Source organism: Nonomuraea sp. NPDC049419 (assembly GCF_040676995.1).
Taxonomy (GTDB): Bacteria; Actinomycetota; Actinomycetes; order Streptosporangiales; family Streptosporangiaceae; genus Nonomuraea; species Nonomuraea salmonea.
Window position 1 is genome coordinate 54,259 of record NZ_JBFAQB010000009.1, and the last position, 16,490, is coordinate 70,748.

General features: G+C 71.3%; 19 protein-coding genes. 9 read left to right on the forward strand and 10 right to left on the reverse strand.

Annotation, left to right across the window (positions count from 1 at the left end):
- Window positions 1-62: 62 nt before the first annotated feature.
- Window positions 63-638 carry a helix-turn-helix domain-containing protein gene (locus AB0K12_RS25720; RefSeq protein WP_364566118.1) on the reverse strand — a complete coding sequence of 192 codons (576 nt, stop codon included), beginning with the start codon at window positions 636-638 and terminating at the stop codon, window positions 63-65.
- 137 nt (window positions 639-775) lie between these two features.
- On the opposite strand from AB0K12_RS25720, the gene AB0K12_RS25725 reads away from it, so the two are divergent.
- A complete protein-coding gene (locus AB0K12_RS25725; protein WP_364566121.1) occupies window positions 776-1,546 on the forward strand; it encodes a GDSL-type esterase/lipase family protein in 771 nt (256 codons plus the stop codon).
- Window positions 1,547-1,622: 76 nt separating this feature from the next.
- Entirely contained in the window at window positions 1,623-2,069 is a 447-nt protein-coding gene (locus AB0K12_RS25730) for a protein phosphatase (protein WP_364566123.1), read from the forward strand.
- On the opposite strand, the gene AB0K12_RS25735 is transcribed toward AB0K12_RS25730, so the two are convergent.
- From AB0K12_RS25735 to AB0K12_RS25760, 6 genes are all read right to left on the reverse strand, one after another.
- Window positions 2,052-2,318 (reverse strand): hypothetical protein, encoded by a 267-nt coding sequence (locus AB0K12_RS25735; RefSeq protein WP_364566126.1) that lies wholly within the window; start codon window positions 2,316-2,318, stop codon window positions 2,052-2,054. The genes AB0K12_RS25730 and AB0K12_RS25735 overlap by 18 nt on opposite strands.
- A complete protein-coding gene (locus AB0K12_RS25740; RefSeq protein WP_355415975.1) occupies window positions 2,319-2,651 on the reverse strand; it encodes a winged helix-turn-helix domain-containing protein in 333 nt (110 codons plus the stop codon).
- Window positions 2,626-4,002, reverse strand: coding sequence for a hypothetical protein (locus tag AB0K12_RS25745; protein ID WP_364566128.1), 1,377 nt, complete (start codon window positions 4,000-4,002; stop codon window positions 2,626-2,628). The genes AB0K12_RS25740 and AB0K12_RS25745 overlap by 26 nt, the downstream gene beginning before the upstream one ends.
- Before the next feature lie 69 nt (window positions 4,003-4,071).
- Window positions 4,072-5,313, reverse strand: coding sequence for a hypothetical protein (locus AB0K12_RS25750; protein WP_364566131.1), 1,242 nt, complete (start codon window positions 5,311-5,313; stop codon window positions 4,072-4,074).
- Complete coding sequence (locus AB0K12_RS25755; protein WP_364566134.1) at window positions 5,310-6,404, reverse strand: TOMM precursor leader peptide-binding protein; 1,095 nt, start codon at window positions 6,402-6,404, stop codon at window positions 5,310-5,312. The genes AB0K12_RS25750 and AB0K12_RS25755 overlap by 4 nt, the downstream gene beginning before the upstream one ends.
- 78 nt (window positions 6,405-6,482) lie before the next feature.
- Window positions 6,483-6,635 carry a hypothetical protein gene (locus tag AB0K12_RS25760; protein ID WP_364566137.1) on the reverse strand — a complete coding sequence of 51 codons (153 nt, stop codon included), beginning with the start codon at window positions 6,633-6,635 and terminating at the stop codon, window positions 6,483-6,485.
- Between the two features lie 158 nt (window positions 6,636-6,793).
- Between AB0K12_RS25760 and AB0K12_RS25765 the strand changes: the two genes are divergently transcribed.
- From AB0K12_RS25765 to AB0K12_RS25780, 4 genes are read left to right on the forward strand one after another with little or no spacing between them, the layout of a single operon-like run.
- The gene (locus AB0K12_RS25765) at window positions 6,794-8,599 is read left to right on the forward strand and encodes an NAD(P)/FAD-dependent oxidoreductase (protein ID WP_364566140.1); all 1,806 of its coding nucleotides are present in this window, start codon (window positions 6,794-6,796) and stop codon (window positions 8,597-8,599) included.
- A gap of 47 nt (window positions 8,600-8,646) precedes the next feature.
- Window positions 8,647-9,810, forward strand: a complete 1,164-nt coding sequence (locus AB0K12_RS25770; protein WP_364566142.1) for a histidine kinase — start codon at window positions 8,647-8,649, stop codon at window positions 9,808-9,810.
- Between the two features lie 16 nt (window positions 9,811-9,826).
- A complete protein-coding gene (locus AB0K12_RS25775; protein WP_364566144.1) occupies window positions 9,827-10,468 on the forward strand; it encodes a response regulator transcription factor in 642 nt (213 codons plus the stop codon).
- Window positions 10,469-10,514: 46 nt separating this feature from the next.
- Window positions 10,515-11,324: an MBL fold metallo-hydrolase gene (locus AB0K12_RS25780; protein WP_364566147.1), complete on the forward strand. Its 810-nt coding sequence runs from the start codon at window positions 10,515-10,517 to the stop codon at window positions 11,322-11,324.
- Here AB0K12_RS25780 and AB0K12_RS25785 read toward each other — a convergent pair.
- The gene (locus AB0K12_RS25785; RefSeq protein WP_364566149.1) at window positions 11,273-12,736 is read right to left on the reverse strand and encodes an ATP-binding protein; all 1,464 of its coding nucleotides are present in this window, start codon (window positions 12,734-12,736) and stop codon (window positions 11,273-11,275) included. The two genes, AB0K12_RS25780 and AB0K12_RS25785, sit on opposite strands and share 52 nt — an antisense overlap.
- Entirely contained in the window at window positions 12,733-13,404 is a 672-nt protein-coding gene (locus tag AB0K12_RS25790) for a response regulator transcription factor (protein ID WP_345393401.1), read from the reverse strand. Before AB0K12_RS25790 ends, AB0K12_RS25785 begins: the two co-directional genes overlap by 4 nt.
- A 125-nt stretch (window positions 13,405-13,529) precedes the next feature.
- On the opposite strand from AB0K12_RS25790, the gene AB0K12_RS25795 reads away from it, so the two are divergent.
- Entirely contained in the window at window positions 13,530-13,934 is a 405-nt protein-coding gene (locus AB0K12_RS25795; RefSeq protein WP_364566152.1) for a hypothetical protein, read from the forward strand.
- Between the two features lie 236 nt (window positions 13,935-14,170).
- Here the strand turns inward: AB0K12_RS25795 and AB0K12_RS25800 are convergent, their stop codons facing one another.
- Window positions 14,171-14,665 (reverse strand): YtxH domain-containing protein, encoded by a 495-nt coding sequence (locus tag AB0K12_RS25800; protein ID WP_364566155.1) that lies wholly within the window; start codon window positions 14,663-14,665, stop codon window positions 14,171-14,173.
- Between the two features lie 158 nt (window positions 14,666-14,823).
- On the opposite strand from AB0K12_RS25800, the gene AB0K12_RS25805 reads away from it, so the two are divergent.
- The gene (locus AB0K12_RS25805) at window positions 14,824-15,360 is read left to right on the forward strand and encodes a peptidylprolyl isomerase (RefSeq protein WP_364566157.1); all 537 of its coding nucleotides are present in this window, start codon (window positions 14,824-14,826) and stop codon (window positions 15,358-15,360) included.
- Window positions 15,361-15,572: 212 nt separating this feature from the next.
- A complete protein-coding gene (locus AB0K12_RS25810) occupies window positions 15,573-16,457 on the forward strand; it encodes a rhomboid family intramembrane serine protease (protein WP_364566159.1) in 885 nt (294 codons plus the stop codon).
- Window positions 16,458-16,490 lie beyond the last annotated feature (33 nt).

A 16,490-nucleotide genomic window follows, 5' to 3' on the forward strand; every position in this document is an offset into this window, starting at 1 on the left:
ATACAAGATAACGAATAATGCAATCTTAGTGTCGTCTCAAGGAACTTTGACCGCTCCTTGGATCACGGGGTCAGCGAGTCGAGCAGGGCGCGGACGAAACCCGCCGCCGCCTCGTCGTCGTCGCGTTGGCCCGATGGCGACATGTGCTCCAGGAAGGCGTACTGGAAGCAGGCGCCCAGCAGCAGGCCCGCCGCCGCCCGTACGTCGGCGCCGGCGCACACCCGGCCGGCCTCCTGCTCACGGCGCAGGTAGGCGGCCACGGCCTCGTTCGCCTTGTGCGGGCCCGCGCCCTGCCGGTGCAACTCCTCCTTGTGTGCGGACAGTGTGCCGGGGTCGGCGAAGATCGAGGCGAGCATCGGGAACCCGGCTCGGTAGAACGCGATCGCCGCTCCGGCCACGGCGGTCAGGTCCTTCTCCAGCCCGGCTCCGCCTTGGAGCGCCGCCGCCAGCGCGCCGAAGCCGGGGGAGCGCTCACGCAGGACGGCCACCAGCAGGTCGGCCTTGTTGGCGAAGTGCTTGTAGAGGGCGGCCTCGGTGAAGCCGGCCTTGCGCGCGATCTGCCTGGTCGTCGCGTTGGCCAGGCCGTGCTCGGCCATCACCGCGGCGGCGGCGTCCAGGATGACATCCCTCGTTCCCATGTCACATCCGGTCCCATTCGGCGGCGCTTGACGTGGTTAGTAAACGCTCACTAGCATCGCCGGACAAGTTAGTGAGCGTTTACTCACCATAGGAGTCTTCAGATGGATCTCTTCTCGGGGGTGCCGTCGTGCGCCCGGTGACCATCACGTTGAGCACGCTGCTCGTCTTCGTGCTCGGGACCGCCGGGGTGGTCGGCTGGCTGACCTTCCTGCGGGCGCCCGACAACCCGCCGTCCGCCGCCTGCGGCGCCGAGCCCACCCGGCCTCGCCTGGTGGCGGCCGGGGCCAGCATGACGCAGGGCTCGCTGGGCGCCGACTGGGTGGGGGCGGTGCGGGCGCGGCATCCCGCGTACGAGGTGGTCAACGCCGGCGTCAACGGCAACAAGGTCGCCGACCTGCTGGCCCGCGTCGAGACCGACGTCGTCGCCTGCCGCCCGGCCGCCGTCACGCTGCTCATCGGCACCAACGACGTACGCGACGACGTCCCGCCCGAGCGTTACCGCGCCGACCTGCGCACCCTCGTCGAGCGCGGCAAAGCCACCGGTGCCCGCGTCGCCCTCATGTCGCTGCCCCCGCTCGGCGAGGACCTCGACGCCGGGCCCAACCTCCGGCTGCCCGCCTACAACGCCGCCATCAAGGAGGTCGCCGCCGCGACGGGCGCCGACTACCTCCCCCTGTACGAGCGCATGGCCGACACCCTGAGCCAGGCCGGCCCCCGCACGCCCTACGCCTTCAGCTTCCCCCTCGCCCTCACGGTCGCGGCCCAGCACCACCTGCTACGCCGCAGCTGGGACGAGATCGCGGCGTCAGGTGGCCGCATGCTGCTGGTGGACCACATCCACCTGACCGACCGCGCCGCCTCGATGGTCACCGACCTCACCACGACCTGGCTCACGGGCAAGCCCTGACCGTCGCGTGTCCGCCCAGCGCGGAACGGGCGTCGTGTCGCTGCCGTCGGCGCGTGGGGCGGGTTACGCTCGCGCCATGACATGGGATCTTGAGGCGCCAGGGGTGCTGCGCCTGCCGTCCGGGCGGCTGGTGCGCGGCAGGGGCCTGCGGCATCCGCTCCCGTCGGGCCCCGAGCCAGCCTTCGCCCTCTACCTGCTGGGCAAGGCCCCGCCGCCCGTCGGCTGGGAGCACCGGTGGGTGCGCTGGCCCGACTTCTGGCTGCCGTCCGACCGCCGGCAGGCCGCCGCCGACCTGCGCGAGGCGTGGGAGCGCGCCGCGTCGGAGCGCGTCGAGGTGGCCTGCGGAGGCGGCCGCGGACGCACCGGCACCGCCCTCGCCTGCCTCGCCGTCCTCGACGGCGTCCCACCCGCCGAGGCGGTCGCCTACGTCCGCGCCCACTACGACCGCCACGCCGTGGAGACCCCCTGGCAGCGCCGCTACGTGGCCCGCTTCAACCCCGAGCCGTCACTCGACCGTCCGTAAGATCTGTTCGATCGAGGCCGCGCGGGAGCGGAGTTCGGCGAGGTCGGCGGCGGTGCGTTGCTGGGCGTCCATGGTCTTCTCGGCGAGCTGCTCATACCGCTGCACCAGCCGGCGCAGCTCCTCAGCCTGGTCGGCCTGGTGCCGGGACTTGCGGGCGTCGAACGAGCCCACGACGACCACACTGATCAAGAACGTGACCAGGACGAGCACGCCCAGGTAGAAGATCACCTCGGGCCATGACAGTGCCATCTAGGAGCCCTCCTCGGGGTCCGGCCTGGTGAGGGTCTTGGCGGCCTCGGCCAGCGCCGGCGCGGTCAGGTGCAGGTCGAAGTCGGTGACCTCGTAATACTTCATCGCCTTGCCGTCGTCGGACAGCTCAAGGGTGCCGGTGATCAGCCCGGCGGCCTCCAGCCGGCGCAGGTGCATGTGCAGCAGCGGCCGGCTCACGCCGATGACGCGGGCCAGGTGGCTGACGTAGTCGCGCCCGGCGCTCAGCTCGGCGATGATGCGCAGGCGCAGCGGGTTGGCCAGCGCCGCCAGCATCTCGACCAGGGCGTCACCCGTCGGCCCTGCCTCCGTCATAGCTTCCCATCGCGTGTGTACGGCCTTCCACCGGGACCGTAGCACCCCGGCGTCCGGCCAAGAACGACGTCGGGGGCCCGAAGGCGAGCCCCACGGCGAGGCAGATCAGCGGAATGGCCGGGATCACGTACCGGACGTCGAAGGCGGCGAGGAACGGCGGCGAGGCGACCAGCGCGAGCGCGGCCAGCCCGGGCAGCAGCGCGTCCCACCGCCGCCGCAGCGGCGCGGCCACCAGCACGCCGACCAGGACGAGCGTGAGCAGCGGGAACGGCACGTACCCGAACCGCTGGTACGCCCGCAGCCACCCGGCGAACGGCTCGACCACACGGGTGGCGGCGGGCCCGGCTTCGTACGCCTCGGCCACTCCCCGCACCGACGAGCTGATGGGCCGCTCGGATGAGGGCAGCTTGTACGGCGTCTTCTCGTCGACGGAGGTCCGCTCCCAGCGGAACAGCTCCCCCAGGTCGGTCACCACGGCGCCGAGGTACTCGCCCGGCTGGGCGAGGATGGCCGCCCGCGCGAACTCCCCGGCGAGCTTGTTGCGGTTGGCCGTGCCCGGCACCTTGGGCAGCGGCGAGAAGTCCTCCCACAGCCAGTGGGGCGGGTACGGCCGCTCCTCGACCGGCATGTTCGGGCAGAGCACCGCCAGCCGATCGGGCGGCTTGATCACCCCGCAGTCGGCGAAGCTCATGGTGCGCGACCACAGGAAGTTCCCGTCGGCCTCGGTCAGCGCGTACGTCCCCTTCTCGGCTTTCATCCAGACCGCGTACGCACCCAGCGGAAGCGTCCCGGCGGCCAGCAGCGCCACCAGCGGGCGCCACCCATAGCGGCGGATCAGCAGATAGGCGGCGGTCAGGATGAGCAGCGGCAGCCCCACGGTCCTGGTGATGCCGGCCAGGCCGAGCAGCAGCCCGCCGACGGCCGCGGTCGTGGGGGTGACCCGCCAGGTGATCAGCGCGACGGCGCCGGCGACGAGCACGATGAAGACCGCGTCCGCCATGATCATGTGCTCCAGGAGCAGCATGAACTCGTCGTAGAGCAGCGGGGTGACCAGCAGCGTCGCGCCCCAGCCGGGCAGGCCGCGGCGGCGCAGCAGGGCGTACAGGCCGACGGCGAGCCCCAGCACGAGCAGGTGCTGCAGGACCGTGACGAGCGTCAGGCTGTGGGCCGGCCGCAGCAGCGCGAGCAGCAGGGAGTAGCCGGAGGGCCGCGTCGTGCCGGGGGTCAGCTCCTCGCGCAGGAAGGCGAAGGAGTCGCCGTAGAACAGGATGGCCGGAGGGAAGCCCAGCACGGCGAGCACGCGCAGCCCGATCGCCGGCAACAGGGCGATGACCAGTGCGCGATGGGCCAAGACGGATCCGCTTCCTCGTGAGTCCCGCGACCACACAATAGTGGACATCCCGGTCAGCGCTCGTGGTCGTTATGACCGGCGGAGCCACGGGCGGCGCGTCCGGAAGAACGTCACCAGGAACATCACCTGGATGCCGCCCTCGACCAGGATGAGCAGCGCGGCGTCGATCGCGGCGATCGCGGGCCCGCCGTGCAGGCCGGCCCAGACGGCGGCCAGCGCGTGGACCAGCCCGTTGATGATGATCGGGCCGCCGTAGAAGGCGAAGACCGTCAGCGTGACGGAACCGCCCACGGCGAGGGCGACGGCGTAGATCCGCACGGCCCGCCGCTCGTGCGGGGCCAGCTCACCGGTGGGGTCGGCGGCCGGCGATGCGGGCTTCCGCAACGGGGTGACCGCCCGGGCGAGCAGGTACCGGACGTAGCGGAGCCCGTCCCCGAACAGGTCCTTGCACCGGAGCAGGTCGCGCAGCACGAAGTAGAGGTCGGTGCGCATGTAGATCTGGGCCTGGAGGGGCAGGGACAGCAGCGCGGTCAGGATGAAGGCCCGCAGCAGCGCATCGGCGAAGCCCGGCAGCGGCAGGTACGCCACGGCCAGCAGCATCGTGGCGACGAGGAAGAGGTCGGAGGCCATCCCGGCCAGGTACACGCGGTAGCGGTGCCTGCGGGGCACCCCCCAGATGGCGGTGACGTCGGTCTGCACGACGAGGTAGTGCAGCCGGGTGCCGAACGCGATGCGTGCGGGAGCGCCGAGCGAACGCGCCGCCAGCAGGTGCATCATCTCGTGCACGCTCGCGAGTGCCGAGAAGAAGGCCGTGTTGACCAGCACGGAGAGCCCGGTGTACTCGCTCCAGAAGAAGTCACGGTGATGGGGGAACAGCTCCGGCCGCACGACGACGGTCAGCGCCGCGGCCGCGACGACGGCGAGCCAGGCCAGCCTGACGGGCCTGGCGAAGATCCACCGTACGTGCCGCTCGGTGATGCCGGGGAAGTGGGCGGGCTTCGGCGCGGTCCCCGGCAGCGGCGACCCGTCGATCTCGGCCACGAACTCGAGGTCGGCGAGCGACTCCACGAAGTCGGCCACGTCCAGCTCGACGTCGTGCTCGTCGGCGATGACGGCTTCGACGTCGGCGACAGGGCGTCCCTCGCCGAGCAGCCGGATCACCTCGCCGCACACCGCGGGCAGCTCGACGAACTCGCCGAGGTCCGGGCGGCCGGCCACGATCATCTCCGGATCGTCGTCGTCGGGACGGACGACGAGCGGGTGCAGGCGTACGACGCTGCCCGCGCCGACCGCGGCCGCCGGGACGCTCACCCCGCCCCCGGCCCGCACATCGGGCAGTCGTCGTCGCGCGGGACGTCGATGAAGTACTGGTGGTCCCAGACGGCCATGTTCCAGTGGAAGACCCGGCCGCGGGTCTGCGCCGGCAGGCCGCCGAGCTGGTACAGCACCTCCAGCGCGCAGAGGTGGCCGCTGATGTTCGCGCTGGCCGCGACCACCGCGTTCGGCCGCGACTCGGGCAGCAGCCGCCCCAGCTCCTTCTCCTTGCGGGCCTCCTCCTGCCGGTCCAGGCAGGCCCAGCAGCCGGTCTCGCCGGGCACGAACGAGCCCACGACGACCATCGGCCCGGTGTAGAGGCTCATGAACCACGGGGTTCCGGTCCGCAGGGCGGCCTCGTTGGTCCACGCGACGATCTCGGGATGGGGCTCGTCGGCGCACAGGACGAACAGGTCGTGGCCGCTCATCAGCTCCACGACGTCGTCGGGGCCGCTCACCTTGGTGTCGCTGCCGGTCACCGCGACCGCGCCGTTCATCGCCCGCAGCCGGGCGACGGCCTGGTCGACCTTGGGCTTGGTCACGTCCGACTCGGTGTACAGGAGCTGGCGGGTCAGGTTCGACTCCTCGACGCGGTCGAAGTCGGCGATCCGCAGCGCGCCGATGCCGCTCGCGACCAGTCCCGCCGCCACGGCCGATCCGGTGCCGCCCACGCCGAGCAGGCTCACCCGGGCCGCCTTGATCCTGGACTGGATCTCGTGCGGTGACGTCCGTGGCGTGGTGTCGATCCAGCTGAAGAAGTGGCGGGCCGATGCGTACCGGGCGAGGTCGCGTTCGGTGAGGTTCGCCGGTACGGGCGCTCCGGCGTCCTCGATGAAGCCGCCCTCGATCAGGCCGTCGATGACCTCGCGTACGCTGTCGTCGTCCACGTCGGGACGGGTCGCGGTGAAGTCGGCGCAGATCTGGTCGACCGTCCTGGTGCCGTCCATGAGGGTCACGATCGCGGCGATGCTGCCCTCGTCGTCGTCGGCGATCTCGGAGGCCACCCCGAACTGGGACAGCCCGATGACGATGCGGTTGCCCGGCAGCAGGAACGGCTGGTGCACGCGTTTGACCCTGGGCAGGCGCACGTCGTCACCTTCTCCTTCCAGTCCCTGAAAAGCGGAACCGGCCGGACGAACGCCGACCGGTTCCGGTATGTCAGTAGATCAACCGCTCTGTCCGCCGCGGTTGATGGTGGTCTCGATCTTCTCGAGCTTCCTGATCTTGACCTCGAGCTTCTTCTTCTTCATCGACATCTCCTCGCTCTCGATCTCAAGCCGGGGAGACTCCCCGAACGACTGCGGGCGAGGGACACGCACGTCAACCTGAGTCCCACTCGCCACTCTTGGTGGGCAAGATCTTGACACTTGCGTGATATGGCCGTCAATGCCGTATTTTTTCGTGCTTGTGGTAGCTATTTCCGAATGCCATTCTGAAAATAGGTTCCGGAGCAGCCGCACGCCGCCGGAGGGGATGCATGACCGTCGCCGACCGCCCCGCCTTCGACAAGGACGCACTCCGCCGCAGATATCGCGAAGAGCGCGACAAGCGGCTCAGGCCCGACGGCAACGACCAGTACATCCGCCTGACCGGCCGCTTCGCCCACTACCTCAAAGACCCCTACACCCCCGTCACCGAGCGCCCGCCGAAAACCGACCACGTGACGGTCGCGTTCATCGGCGGCGGTCTCGCCGGGCTGCTCACCGGCGCCCGGCTCAAGGAGGCCGGCGTCACCGACGTGCGCATCGTGGAGAAGGGTGGCGACTTCGGCGGCACGTGGTACTGGAACCGCTACCCGGGCGCGCAGTGCGACACGGCGTCGTACGTCTACATGCCGCTGCTCGAAGAGACCGGCCACATGCCGACCGAGAAGTACGCGCACGCCCCCGAGATCCTGGAGCACTGCCGCCGCATCGGCAAGCACTTCGGCCTGTACGACAACGCCCTCTTCCACACCGAGGTCCTGGACCTGGAGTGGGACGAGGCCCGCTCCCGCTGGCTCATCCGCACCGACCGCGGTGACGCGTTCACCGCCCGGTTCGTCGCCATGGGCATCGGCCCGCTGCACGTCCCTAAACTGCCCGGCATCCCCGGCATCGACCACTTCGCCGGACATTCCTTCCACACCAGCCGCTGGGATTACGCCTACACCGGCGGCGACCCCTCGGGCGCGCCCCTCGACCGGCTGGGCGACAAGCGGGTGGCGCTCATCGGCACCGGCGCGACGGCCGTCCAGTGCGTGCCGCACCTGGCCAGGGCCTGCCGCGAGCTGTACGTCTTCCAGCGCACGCCCTCCTCCGTCGACGTCCGCGCCAACCGGCCCACCGACCCCGAGTGGTTCGCCTCGATCGCGACGCCCGGCTGGCAGCAGCGCTGGCTGGAGAACTTCACCGCCAACCAGACCGGCGGCCTGGCCGACGAGGACCTGGTGATGGACGGCTGGACCGACATCGCCCGCCGCTTCCGCGCGAAGATCAGCGCGCTGCCGCCCGGCCAGGTGACGCAGGAGAGCGTGCTGGCCGCGTTCGAGGACGCCGACTTCGAGAAGATGGAGGAGATCAGGGCCCGGGTGGACGCCGTCGTCCGCGACCCGGAGACCGCGCGGCGGCTCAAGGCGTGGTACCGCCAGCTCTGCAAGCGGCCCTGCTTCCACGACGAATACCTCCAGGCGTTCAACCAGCCGGGCACCCACCTGGTCGACACCGACGGCAAGGGCGTCGAGCGGATCACCGAGCGGGGCGTGGTGGCGGCCGGCCGCGAGTACGAGGTGGACTGCGTCATCTACGCCTCCGGCTTCGAGGTCGGCACCGACTACACCCGCCGCGCCGGCTACGACATCAAAGGCCGCGGCGGCGTGCGGCTGTCGGAGCGCTGGGCGGACGGCATGCGCACGCTGCACGGCATGCACGTGCACGGCTTCCCCAACGTCTTCATCGTCCAGCCGGCCCAGGGCGCCAACCTGATCTCCAACATCCCGCACAACTTCACCGAGGCGGGCAGGACCATCGCCGCGATCGTCAGGCACGCCGTCGAGCACGGACACACGCAGGTCGAGGCCACGCGGGAGGCCGAGGACGCCTGGATCGAGCTGCTGCTGTCGGGCCCGGGCCGGCTCATGGGCTCGCCCGACTGCACGCCCGGCTACTACAACAACGAGGGCCGCGACCTCGGCCTGAAGTCGTGGCTGAACGTCGGGCACCCGCAGGGCGCGATGGCCTACTTCGCCTACATCGACCGCTGGCGCACCTCTGGTGAGTTCGCGGGCCTGACGTTCAGAAGCTAGACCCTGCACTACTGACCCCACCCCTCACCAGCGGTTACGGTCGCAGAATGCTCAACAGGACCGCGCTGGAAGCCCTCACGCGACGGCCGGGGCCGTTCCTGGCCTCCGCCTGGCCGTGGCGCGGCGCCGCGTACCTGCTGGCCAGCGTGGTGCCCGGCCTGGCGGCGGGGGCCACGGTGGCGGCGACCACGCTGGGCGCCGGCGTGACGCCCTACCTGGCCGTCGTGACCGGACCGGCCGCGCTGGCGCTGTGCGTCCTGCCCGTCGCCGCCTTCGAACGCGCCCGCCTGCGTCTTGTGGACCGGGTCGAGGTGCCGAAACCGCCGGACCGGCGCGGGCGGGAGGCGGGGCTCGCGGTCATGACCGTGCTGGCGCTGTGGTGGATCGACCTCGTCATGCTCGCCTTCACCCTCGGCGGGCCCGTGCTGCTCATCCTCACGCCGGTCGTGCAGCCCGACGTCAACGCCGTGGCCGGTACGGCGGGGTCCGTGATGGGGGTGCTGCTGCTGCCGGTGGCCGCGTACACGATCACGGCCTGGAGCGGGGCGCGCGGCGCGATGGTCCGCGCGGTGCTGGCGCCGCAGGGCTCCGAGCTGAGCGAGGTGCTGCGGTCGCGGGCCCGGCTGGTGGACGCGTTCGAGATGGAGCGGCGCAGGATCGAGCGGGACCTGCACGACGGCGCCCAGCAGCGGCTGGTGGCGCTGTCCATGACGCTGGGCGTGGCCAAGCTGGACCTCGCGCCCGACACGGAGCTCGGCCGGCTCATCGCGCAGGCGCACGACGAGGCCAAGCGAGCGCTCGCCGAGCTGCGCGAACTGATCAGGGGCGTGCACTCCCAGGTGCTCACCGACCGGGGGCTCGCGGCGGCGGTGCACGACGTGGCGGGCCGCTCGCCGGTGCCGGTCGCGGTGGACTTCGACCTGCCGGAACGCCTGCCCGCCCCGGTCGAGGTGACCGCCTACTACGTGGTCAGCGAGGCGCTGACGAACCTGGCCAGGCACAGCGGCGCCACCCGCGGCTCGGTCACCGGCCGGGTCGAGCGCGGCACGCTGGTCGTCGAGGTGCGCGACGACGGCGAGGGCGGCGCCGACCCGGCGAAGGGCACGGGGCTGACCGGCCTGGCCGACCGGCTGGCCGTGGTGGACGGCAGACTGTCGCTGTCGAGCCCGCCGGGCGGCCCGACGCTCGTCCGGACGGAGATCCCGTGCTGATCATCGAGGAGGACCTGTGCGCGTGGTGATCGCCGAGGACGCCGTGCTGCTGCGCGAGGGCATCGCCGGGCTGCTCGACCGGTTCGGCCACACCGTGGCGGCCGCGGTCGGCGACGCGCCCGCCCTGGTCGAGGCCGTGGCCGAGCATCGTCCCGACGCCGTGGTGACCGACGTGCGGATGCCGCCGGGCTTCTCGGACGAGGGCCTGCGGGCGGCGCTGGAGCTGCGCGGGCGCTTTCCCGAGCTGGCGGTGCTGGTGCTCAGCCAATACGTCGAGCAGACGTACGCGGCAGAGCTGCTGGAGTCGGGCGGCGGCGCCGGCATCGGCTACCTGCTCAAGGACCGCATCGGCGACGTACGCGAGTTCGTGGACGCCCTCGACCGGGTGGCCGCGGGCGGCACGGTCGTGGACCCCGAGGTGGTGCGCCAGCTGCTGCGCCGGCGGCGCGACCCGCTGTCCCGGCTGACCCCGCGCGAGCTGGAGGTGCTCGGCCTGATCGCCGAGGGCCGCGCGAACGCCTCGATCGCCGCCGAGCTGCACGTCACGGAGGCGGCCGTGGCCAAGCACATCGCGAACATCTTCGCCAAGCTCGACCTGCCGCCCGCCTCCGACGGGCATCGGCGGGTGCTGGCGGTGCTGGCGTACCTGCGGGGCTGATCGTTCCCCTGGAGGCTCATGTCGTGACTAAGTAGGGTTTGGTGCCATGAACGAGCAGTGGCAGGAGATCGGCGACCGGGTCTACGTACGACGCCACCGGTCGTACGACCTGAACACGGGGCTGATCGTCGGCGACGGGCACTGCCTGGTGCTCGACACCCGGGGCTCCCACCGCGAGGGCGCCGACCTGGCCGAGGCCGTCCGGCGCGTCACCCCCTACCCCTGGACGATCGTCAACACCCACTCCCACTTCGACCACTTCTTCGGCAACGCGATGTTCGGCCCCGCCGCCGAGATCTGGGGCCACACCCGGTGCGCCGAGGAGATCGAGCTCTACGGCGAGCAGCAGCGCGAGGGCATGATCAGGAGCAGGCCCGAGCAGCGCGAGGAGTGGGAAGAGGTCACGATCGTGCCGCCCGACCACACGTTCAGCAGCGCCGCGAGCCTCGACATCGGCGGCCGCATCGTGCACCTGCGGCACTTCGGGCTCGGCCACAGCAGCAACGACATCGTGGCGCAGGTGCCGGATGCGGGCGTGGTGTTCGCCGGTGACCTGGTGGAGGAGGGGGCGCCGCCGGCGTTCAGCGACTCCTACCCGCTCGACTGGCCGGTCACGCTGGCCGCGATGCTGGCCGAGATGCCCGAGCCGGTGATCGTGCCGGGCCACGGCGCCGTCGTGGACCGGGCGTACGCGCGGGCGCAGCAGGAAGAGCTGGCGCTGGTCGCCGAGCTGGCCGAGAAGGCCCACGTGGAGGGGCTGCGCGACTCGATCAGGCTCTTCCCCTACCCCGAGGAGATCTCCCGTCAGGCGGTCGAGCGGGCGTTCATGCAGCTCGACGCCTTCTCAGACGCCTGACCAGCCGTCCGATGAGACGCCTGACCAGCGGTCCGATGAGACGCCTGACCAGCGGTCCGATGAGACGCTTGATCAGCCGTCCGATGAGCCGTCCGATGAGCCGTCTGATCAGCCGTCTGTTCAGCGGGGAAGCGCGCGACGAAGCCCGCGTCGTCGTAGACGAGCGTGCCGCCGTGCAGGTGCGCGATGTCCCTGGCGATGGGCAGGCCCAGCCCCGCGCCGCCCGCGTCCCTGGCCCGCGCCTCGTCCAGCCGGGTGAACCGGCCGAACACCGCCTCCCGCTGATCCTCCGGGATGCCGGGCCCGTCGTCGCTCACGACCAGCACCGCGTCCCCGTCCTCGGCGGCCACCCGCACCCGTACGGTCGCGCTCGCGTGCCGTACGGCGTTGTCCACCAGGTTCGTCACCAGACGATCGAGATGCCCGCTCGACCCAGGCAGCACCACGTCAGGCGCGACGTCCAGCTCCACCCGCACATCGGGCCGCCGCCTGGCCCGCAGCGCCGCCTCGGCCGCCACCTGACCCAGGTCGATCTCGCCGCTGCGCAGCGGCTCGCCCGCGTCCAGCCTGGCCAGCATGAGCAGGTCGGCGGCCAGCGACTGGAGGCGTTCGACGTCGGCCAGCGCCTCGGCGGTCAGCTCGCTCGGCTCGGCCAGCTCCAGCCGGGCCCGCAGGGTCGCGATCGGGCTGCGCAGCTCGTGCGCGGCGTCGGCCACGAACCGCTTGTGCTGCTCCACGGCCGTCTCCAGCCGGTCGAGCGTGCCGTTCACGGTGGTCGCCAGCGCCGCGATCTCGTCCTTCGAACGCGGCACAGGCACCCGCCTGTGCAGGTCGCGGGCCGTGATGTCGGCCACCTTCGCCCTGATCGCGGCCACCGGGCCGAGCGCGCGGCCCACCGACAGCCAGGTCACCCCGGCCACCACCGCCAGCAGGGCAGGCACGCCGGGCAGCAGCGCGCCATAGACCGTGCGCAGCGCCTGCTCGACGCCCTCCAGCGAGACCCGCGACAGCAGCGTGGCGGGGCCGTCCGCGGTGGCCACCTCGACGGCGGCGACCGCGTACTCGCTCGGCCTGGCCCACTCCGTGGCCGCCGCCCGCCGGGTCAGCAGCACGTCGGGGTCGGCGACGCGCAGCGCCACGCCCTCCTGCGGGGCGCTCGTCGAGGCGTCCGCGCGCACGCTCGTCCTCATCGGTTCGATGGGCGTGAGCTCCAGCGTCTGCGCGTACGGGGCCGCCGCCGTCGCCTTCCTCGCCGCCTCCGCGTCGGCGCTGCTCACCAGCGTGCCGCGCAGCGACACCACCAGCACCAGGGCCGCCGCGCCCAGGGCGACCGCCACGACGAGCGTGGCCGCCGCCGTCGCCCGTACCCGCACCGAGGACAATCCAGGCGAGATCCGCCGCCACAGCCTCATGCCGCCTCCAGCCGGTACCCGGCGCCGCGCACGGTCATCAGCGTCGTCTTCCCGAACGGCAGGTCGATCTTGCGGCGCAGCGCGCTGATGTAGACCTCCACGATGTTCGGATCGCCGTCGTAGCTGAAGTCCCACGCCTGGGCCAGCAGTTCGCTCTTGGAGACCACCTCGCCGGCCCGCCGGGCGAGCGCGTGCAGCACGGCGAACTCCTTGGGCGTCAGCGCGATCTCCGCCTCGCCCCTGCGGCAGCGCAGCCCGGCCGGGTCGATGACGAGGTCGCCGACGGTGAGGGAGACCGGCCGCTCCCGCCCGCCCCGCCGCACCAGCGCGCGCAGCCGGGCCAGGAGCACCACGTACGAGAAGGGCTTGGCCAGGTAGTCGTCGGCCCCGTTGTCCAGCGCCTCGGCCTCGTCGTACACGCCGTCCTTGGCGGTGAGCATCATGATCGGCGTCCAGTCGCCGGCCTCGCGCAGCCGGGAGCACACGGCGTAGCCGTTCATCCTGGGCAGCATCACGTCGAGGACGATCACGTCGTACGCGTTCTCGGTGGCCAGCCACAGCCCGTCGCGCCCGTCGTGGGCGACGTCGACCGCGAAGCCCTCGCCGGACAGCCCGCCCTTGATCAGGTCGGCCAGCCGCTCCTCGTCCTCCACCAATAAGACTCGCACGCCACCCAGCCTGCCTCAGCGCACCTAAAGCGAAGCTGAAGATCGTTTCGGCTGCCTTCAGGATCACTTCAGGTGCGTGGGGCCACTCTCGGAGCCGTCCGACCGATTCCGATCAAGGAGAATCCATGTTCAAGCGACGTCTCGCGGTGCTGGGCGCGGCGGCCGTGCTCGCCGTCACCGGCCTGGGCGGCTCCGCGCTGGCCGACGGCGCCGACCCGGCCGACGCGGTCCGCTCGCCCGCGCCGGGCGTGAAGGTGACCTGCACGACCGCGGACGGCAAGGTCGTCGAGCTGGCCAGGGCGCTGCCGGCCAGGGCGATGCCGGCCGGTGAGATCGCGAGTCCCGAGGCCGCGGAGGCGCAGCCGTTCGGGCGGGTCGAGGCGCTCAAGGAAGGGGTCCCCGCCGGGGTCGCCGATACGGTGGAGTTCCTGCCCGCGCGGGCCGCGGCGATCGCGGAGCGCTTGGCGGAGGCCCCTCCCGGGGCCCCGGCCGAGGCCATCGCGATCAGCTGTAAGCGCGCCGACCAGTAGCCGCCGCTCACTCGGTGAACGACGGGTGCGGCCCCAGCGCCCAAGCCGACGATCAGCATGAGCTCGCCGGAGGCGGCGAGGATGTCGCGCGCGGCGTTGACGTCCCGGTCGTGGGCCGCCCCGCACAAGCGTCATGCCGGGGTTTAACAAGCGCTTGGTCGTATGTCAGCAAGCCCCCCACATGCGAAGCGCGCCCCCGTCACGTGACGGAGGCGCGCTTCCCAGGACGGGCGAACTCACGACATCTTGTGCTCGTCCGACTTGCTGGACACCTTGGCCGCCATCTGGTCAGCGGACTCCGCAGTCCTGTCCGCCTTCTCATTGACCCAACGTGAGGCATCGGAGGCGGAGTCCTTCATGTGCTCGGTCCACTGCTGTGCGTTGCGGCGGTAGAACATGTAACCGATCGTCCCCACCGCAAGGCCGGTCAGCAGCACGAGCGTCGGCCAGCGCCGCGATCGTGTCGGTGTGGGATCGATTCGCCGGGCCGCCGCGGTCAGCATCGAGCTGACCTTGGGAGCGACCTGCTCCTCGAACCCGTGCGCCGCGGACTCCAGCCGCGGCGCCGCCCAGTAGCGGGCGTCTTCGATACGTTGCGCCGCGGCCACCTTGGCCTGGTCGGCCATGGGTGCGAGACGCTGGCCGGTCTGAGCGGCCCGGGTCTTCACTTGACCCATCCACGTGGCGGGCACTTCTATGACCACGCGGCGTTTCTTCAGTGTCAGGGACACGACAACCTCCCCTGTCGTTGGGGCCCCGAGCCTGACCTTCCCTGGACAAGGCGGCTCAATCATGGCCGTCCGTGGGAGGATGGCTCGGTAGGCCGGAAGGCCATAGTCCTCAAAACACCACAATTCCAACCCTGTGCATAGAGGGGGGCAGCTGTCTCGTGGCTGAGAAGCTGATCGCTAACCTGCAGACCAATCACGGCAATATCAAGGTGGAACTCTTCCCCACCAAGGCGCCGAAAACCGTGCGCAACTTCGTGGAGCTGGCCGAAGGCTCCCGTCCCTGGACCCACCCGGGCACCGGCGAGAAGAGCACCGCGCGCTACTACGACGGCACCATCTTCCACCGGGTGATCTCCGGCTTCATGATCCAGGGCGGCGACCCGCTCGGCCAGGGCATCGGCGGCCCCGGCTACGAGTTCGACGACGAGATCCACCCCGAGCTGCGCTTCGACCGCCCCTACCTGCTGGCCATGGCCAACGCCGGCATCCGCATGGGCAAGGGCACCAACGGCTCGCAGTTCTTCATCACGGTCGGGCCGACCCCCCACCTCAACGGCAAGCACACCATCTTCGGTGAGGTCATCGAGGGCCAGGAGGTCGTCGACGGGATCTCCAAGACCCGCACCGACGGCCGCGACCGCCCGGTCGAGGACGTCGTCCTGCAGTCGGTCACCATCGACCGCGTCCAGGCCTGACGCGATCCGCCCGTCCCCAGCCCCCACTCGGGGCCTGCTCATAGGACGGGCAGGGCCGCTTGCGCGCCTGCGCAGCCGGAGCGCCGTTCCCACGGTCGCTCCGGCCGCGCAGGGCGGCGGGGCGAGGTGAACCGCGATGGGCGCGTCACCCGTGCGGGACGGCCGGTTCGCGGGCTCACGCGGCATACCCCCGCAAGCCATAGGCTTCGGTCATGACCAGCCAGCCGCCGAGCCAGCCCCCACAGCCCGAGCAGCCCGCTGAGGCCGTGCCCACGTGCTACCGGCACCCCGACAGGGAGACGTGGGTGCGCTGTCAGCGTTGTGAGCGCCCCATCTGCCCCGACTGCATGCGCGACGCCGCGGTCGGCTTCCAGTGCCCCGAGTGCGTCGCCGAGGGCAACAAGGCCATCCGCCAGGCCAAGTCCACGTTCGGCGGCGGCCTGGTGCGCACTCCGATCGTCACCTACGCCATCATGGGGCTCATCGCCCTGGTCTTCGGCGTCCAGCTGCTCGTGGGCGACGTCGTCACCGCCGCGCTGGCGATGTGGCCGCCCGGTGTCGCCGTGCTCGGCGAGTACTACCGCCTGATCACCGCGGCGTTCCTGCACCAGGACTTCATCCACATCCTGTTCAACGGCTGGGCGATCTGGGTCATCGGCCCCTACCTGGAGCGCGCCTTCGGCCACGCCCGCTTCATCGCCCTCTTCCTGCTCAGCGCTCTGGGCGGCTCGGTGCTCGGCTTCTGGGTCGACCCGCTCAACACCTTCACGCTGGGCGCGTCGGGCGCGGTGTTCGGCATGTTCGGCGCGGTCTTCGTGGTCGGCCGCCGGCTCAACCTCGACGTGCGCGGCATCGCCGTGATCATCGCGCTCAACCTGGCCATCACGTTCGTGCTGCCCGCGTTCTCAGGTCTGCGCATCAGCTGGACCGGCCACGTCGGCGGCCTCGTCACCGGCACGCTCCTGGCCCTGGCGCTGGCCTACGCGCCGAAGGCCAACAGGGCGCTGGTGCAGTGGCTGGCGATCGCTGGAGCGCTGGTGCTCCTCGTGGCGCTCGTGCTGGTACGCGTCCCAGCGATAGCAAGCATGGTCGGCTGAGCTTCCCCAGGCTGTGGAAAAGACTGTGGAAAG

Excerpts from the sequence above, each read along its gene's own strand:
- AB0K12_RS25720 (WP_364566118.1), bottom strand. The coding sequence starts at position 638 with ATGGGAACGAGGGATGTCATCCTGGACGCCGCCGCCGCGGTGATGGCC.
- AB0K12_RS25730 (WP_364566123.1), top strand. The coding sequence starts at position 1,623 with ATGACATGGGATCTTGAGGCGCCAGGGGTGCTGCGCCTGCCGTCCGGG.
- AB0K12_RS25735 (WP_364566126.1), bottom strand. The coding sequence starts at position 2,318 with ATGGCACTGTCATGGCCCGAGGTGATCTTCTACCTGGGCGTGCTCGTC.
- AB0K12_RS25740 (WP_355415975.1), bottom strand. The coding sequence starts at position 2,651 with ATGACGGAGGCAGGGCCGACGGGTGACGCCCTGGTCGAGATGCTGGCG.
- AB0K12_RS25765 (WP_364566140.1), top strand. The coding sequence starts at position 6,794 with ATGACCGTCGCCGACCGCCCCGCCTTCGACAAGGACGCACTCCGCCGC.
- AB0K12_RS25770 (WP_364566142.1), top strand. The coding sequence starts at position 8,647 with ATGCTCAACAGGACCGCGCTGGAAGCCCTCACGCGACGGCCGGGGCCG.
- AB0K12_RS25780 (WP_364566147.1), top strand. The coding sequence starts at position 10,515 with ATGAACGAGCAGTGGCAGGAGATCGGCGACCGGGTCTACGTACGACGC.
- AB0K12_RS25785 (WP_364566149.1), bottom strand. The coding sequence starts at position 12,736 with ATGAGGCTGTGGCGGCGGATCTCGCCTGGATTGTCCTCGGTGCGGGTA.
- AB0K12_RS25795 (WP_364566152.1), top strand. The coding sequence starts at position 13,530 with ATGTTCAAGCGACGTCTCGCGGTGCTGGGCGCGGCGGCCGTGCTCGCC.
- AB0K12_RS25810 (WP_364566159.1), top strand. The coding sequence starts at position 15,573 with ATGACCAGCCAGCCGCCGAGCCAGCCCCCACAGCCCGAGCAGCCCGCT.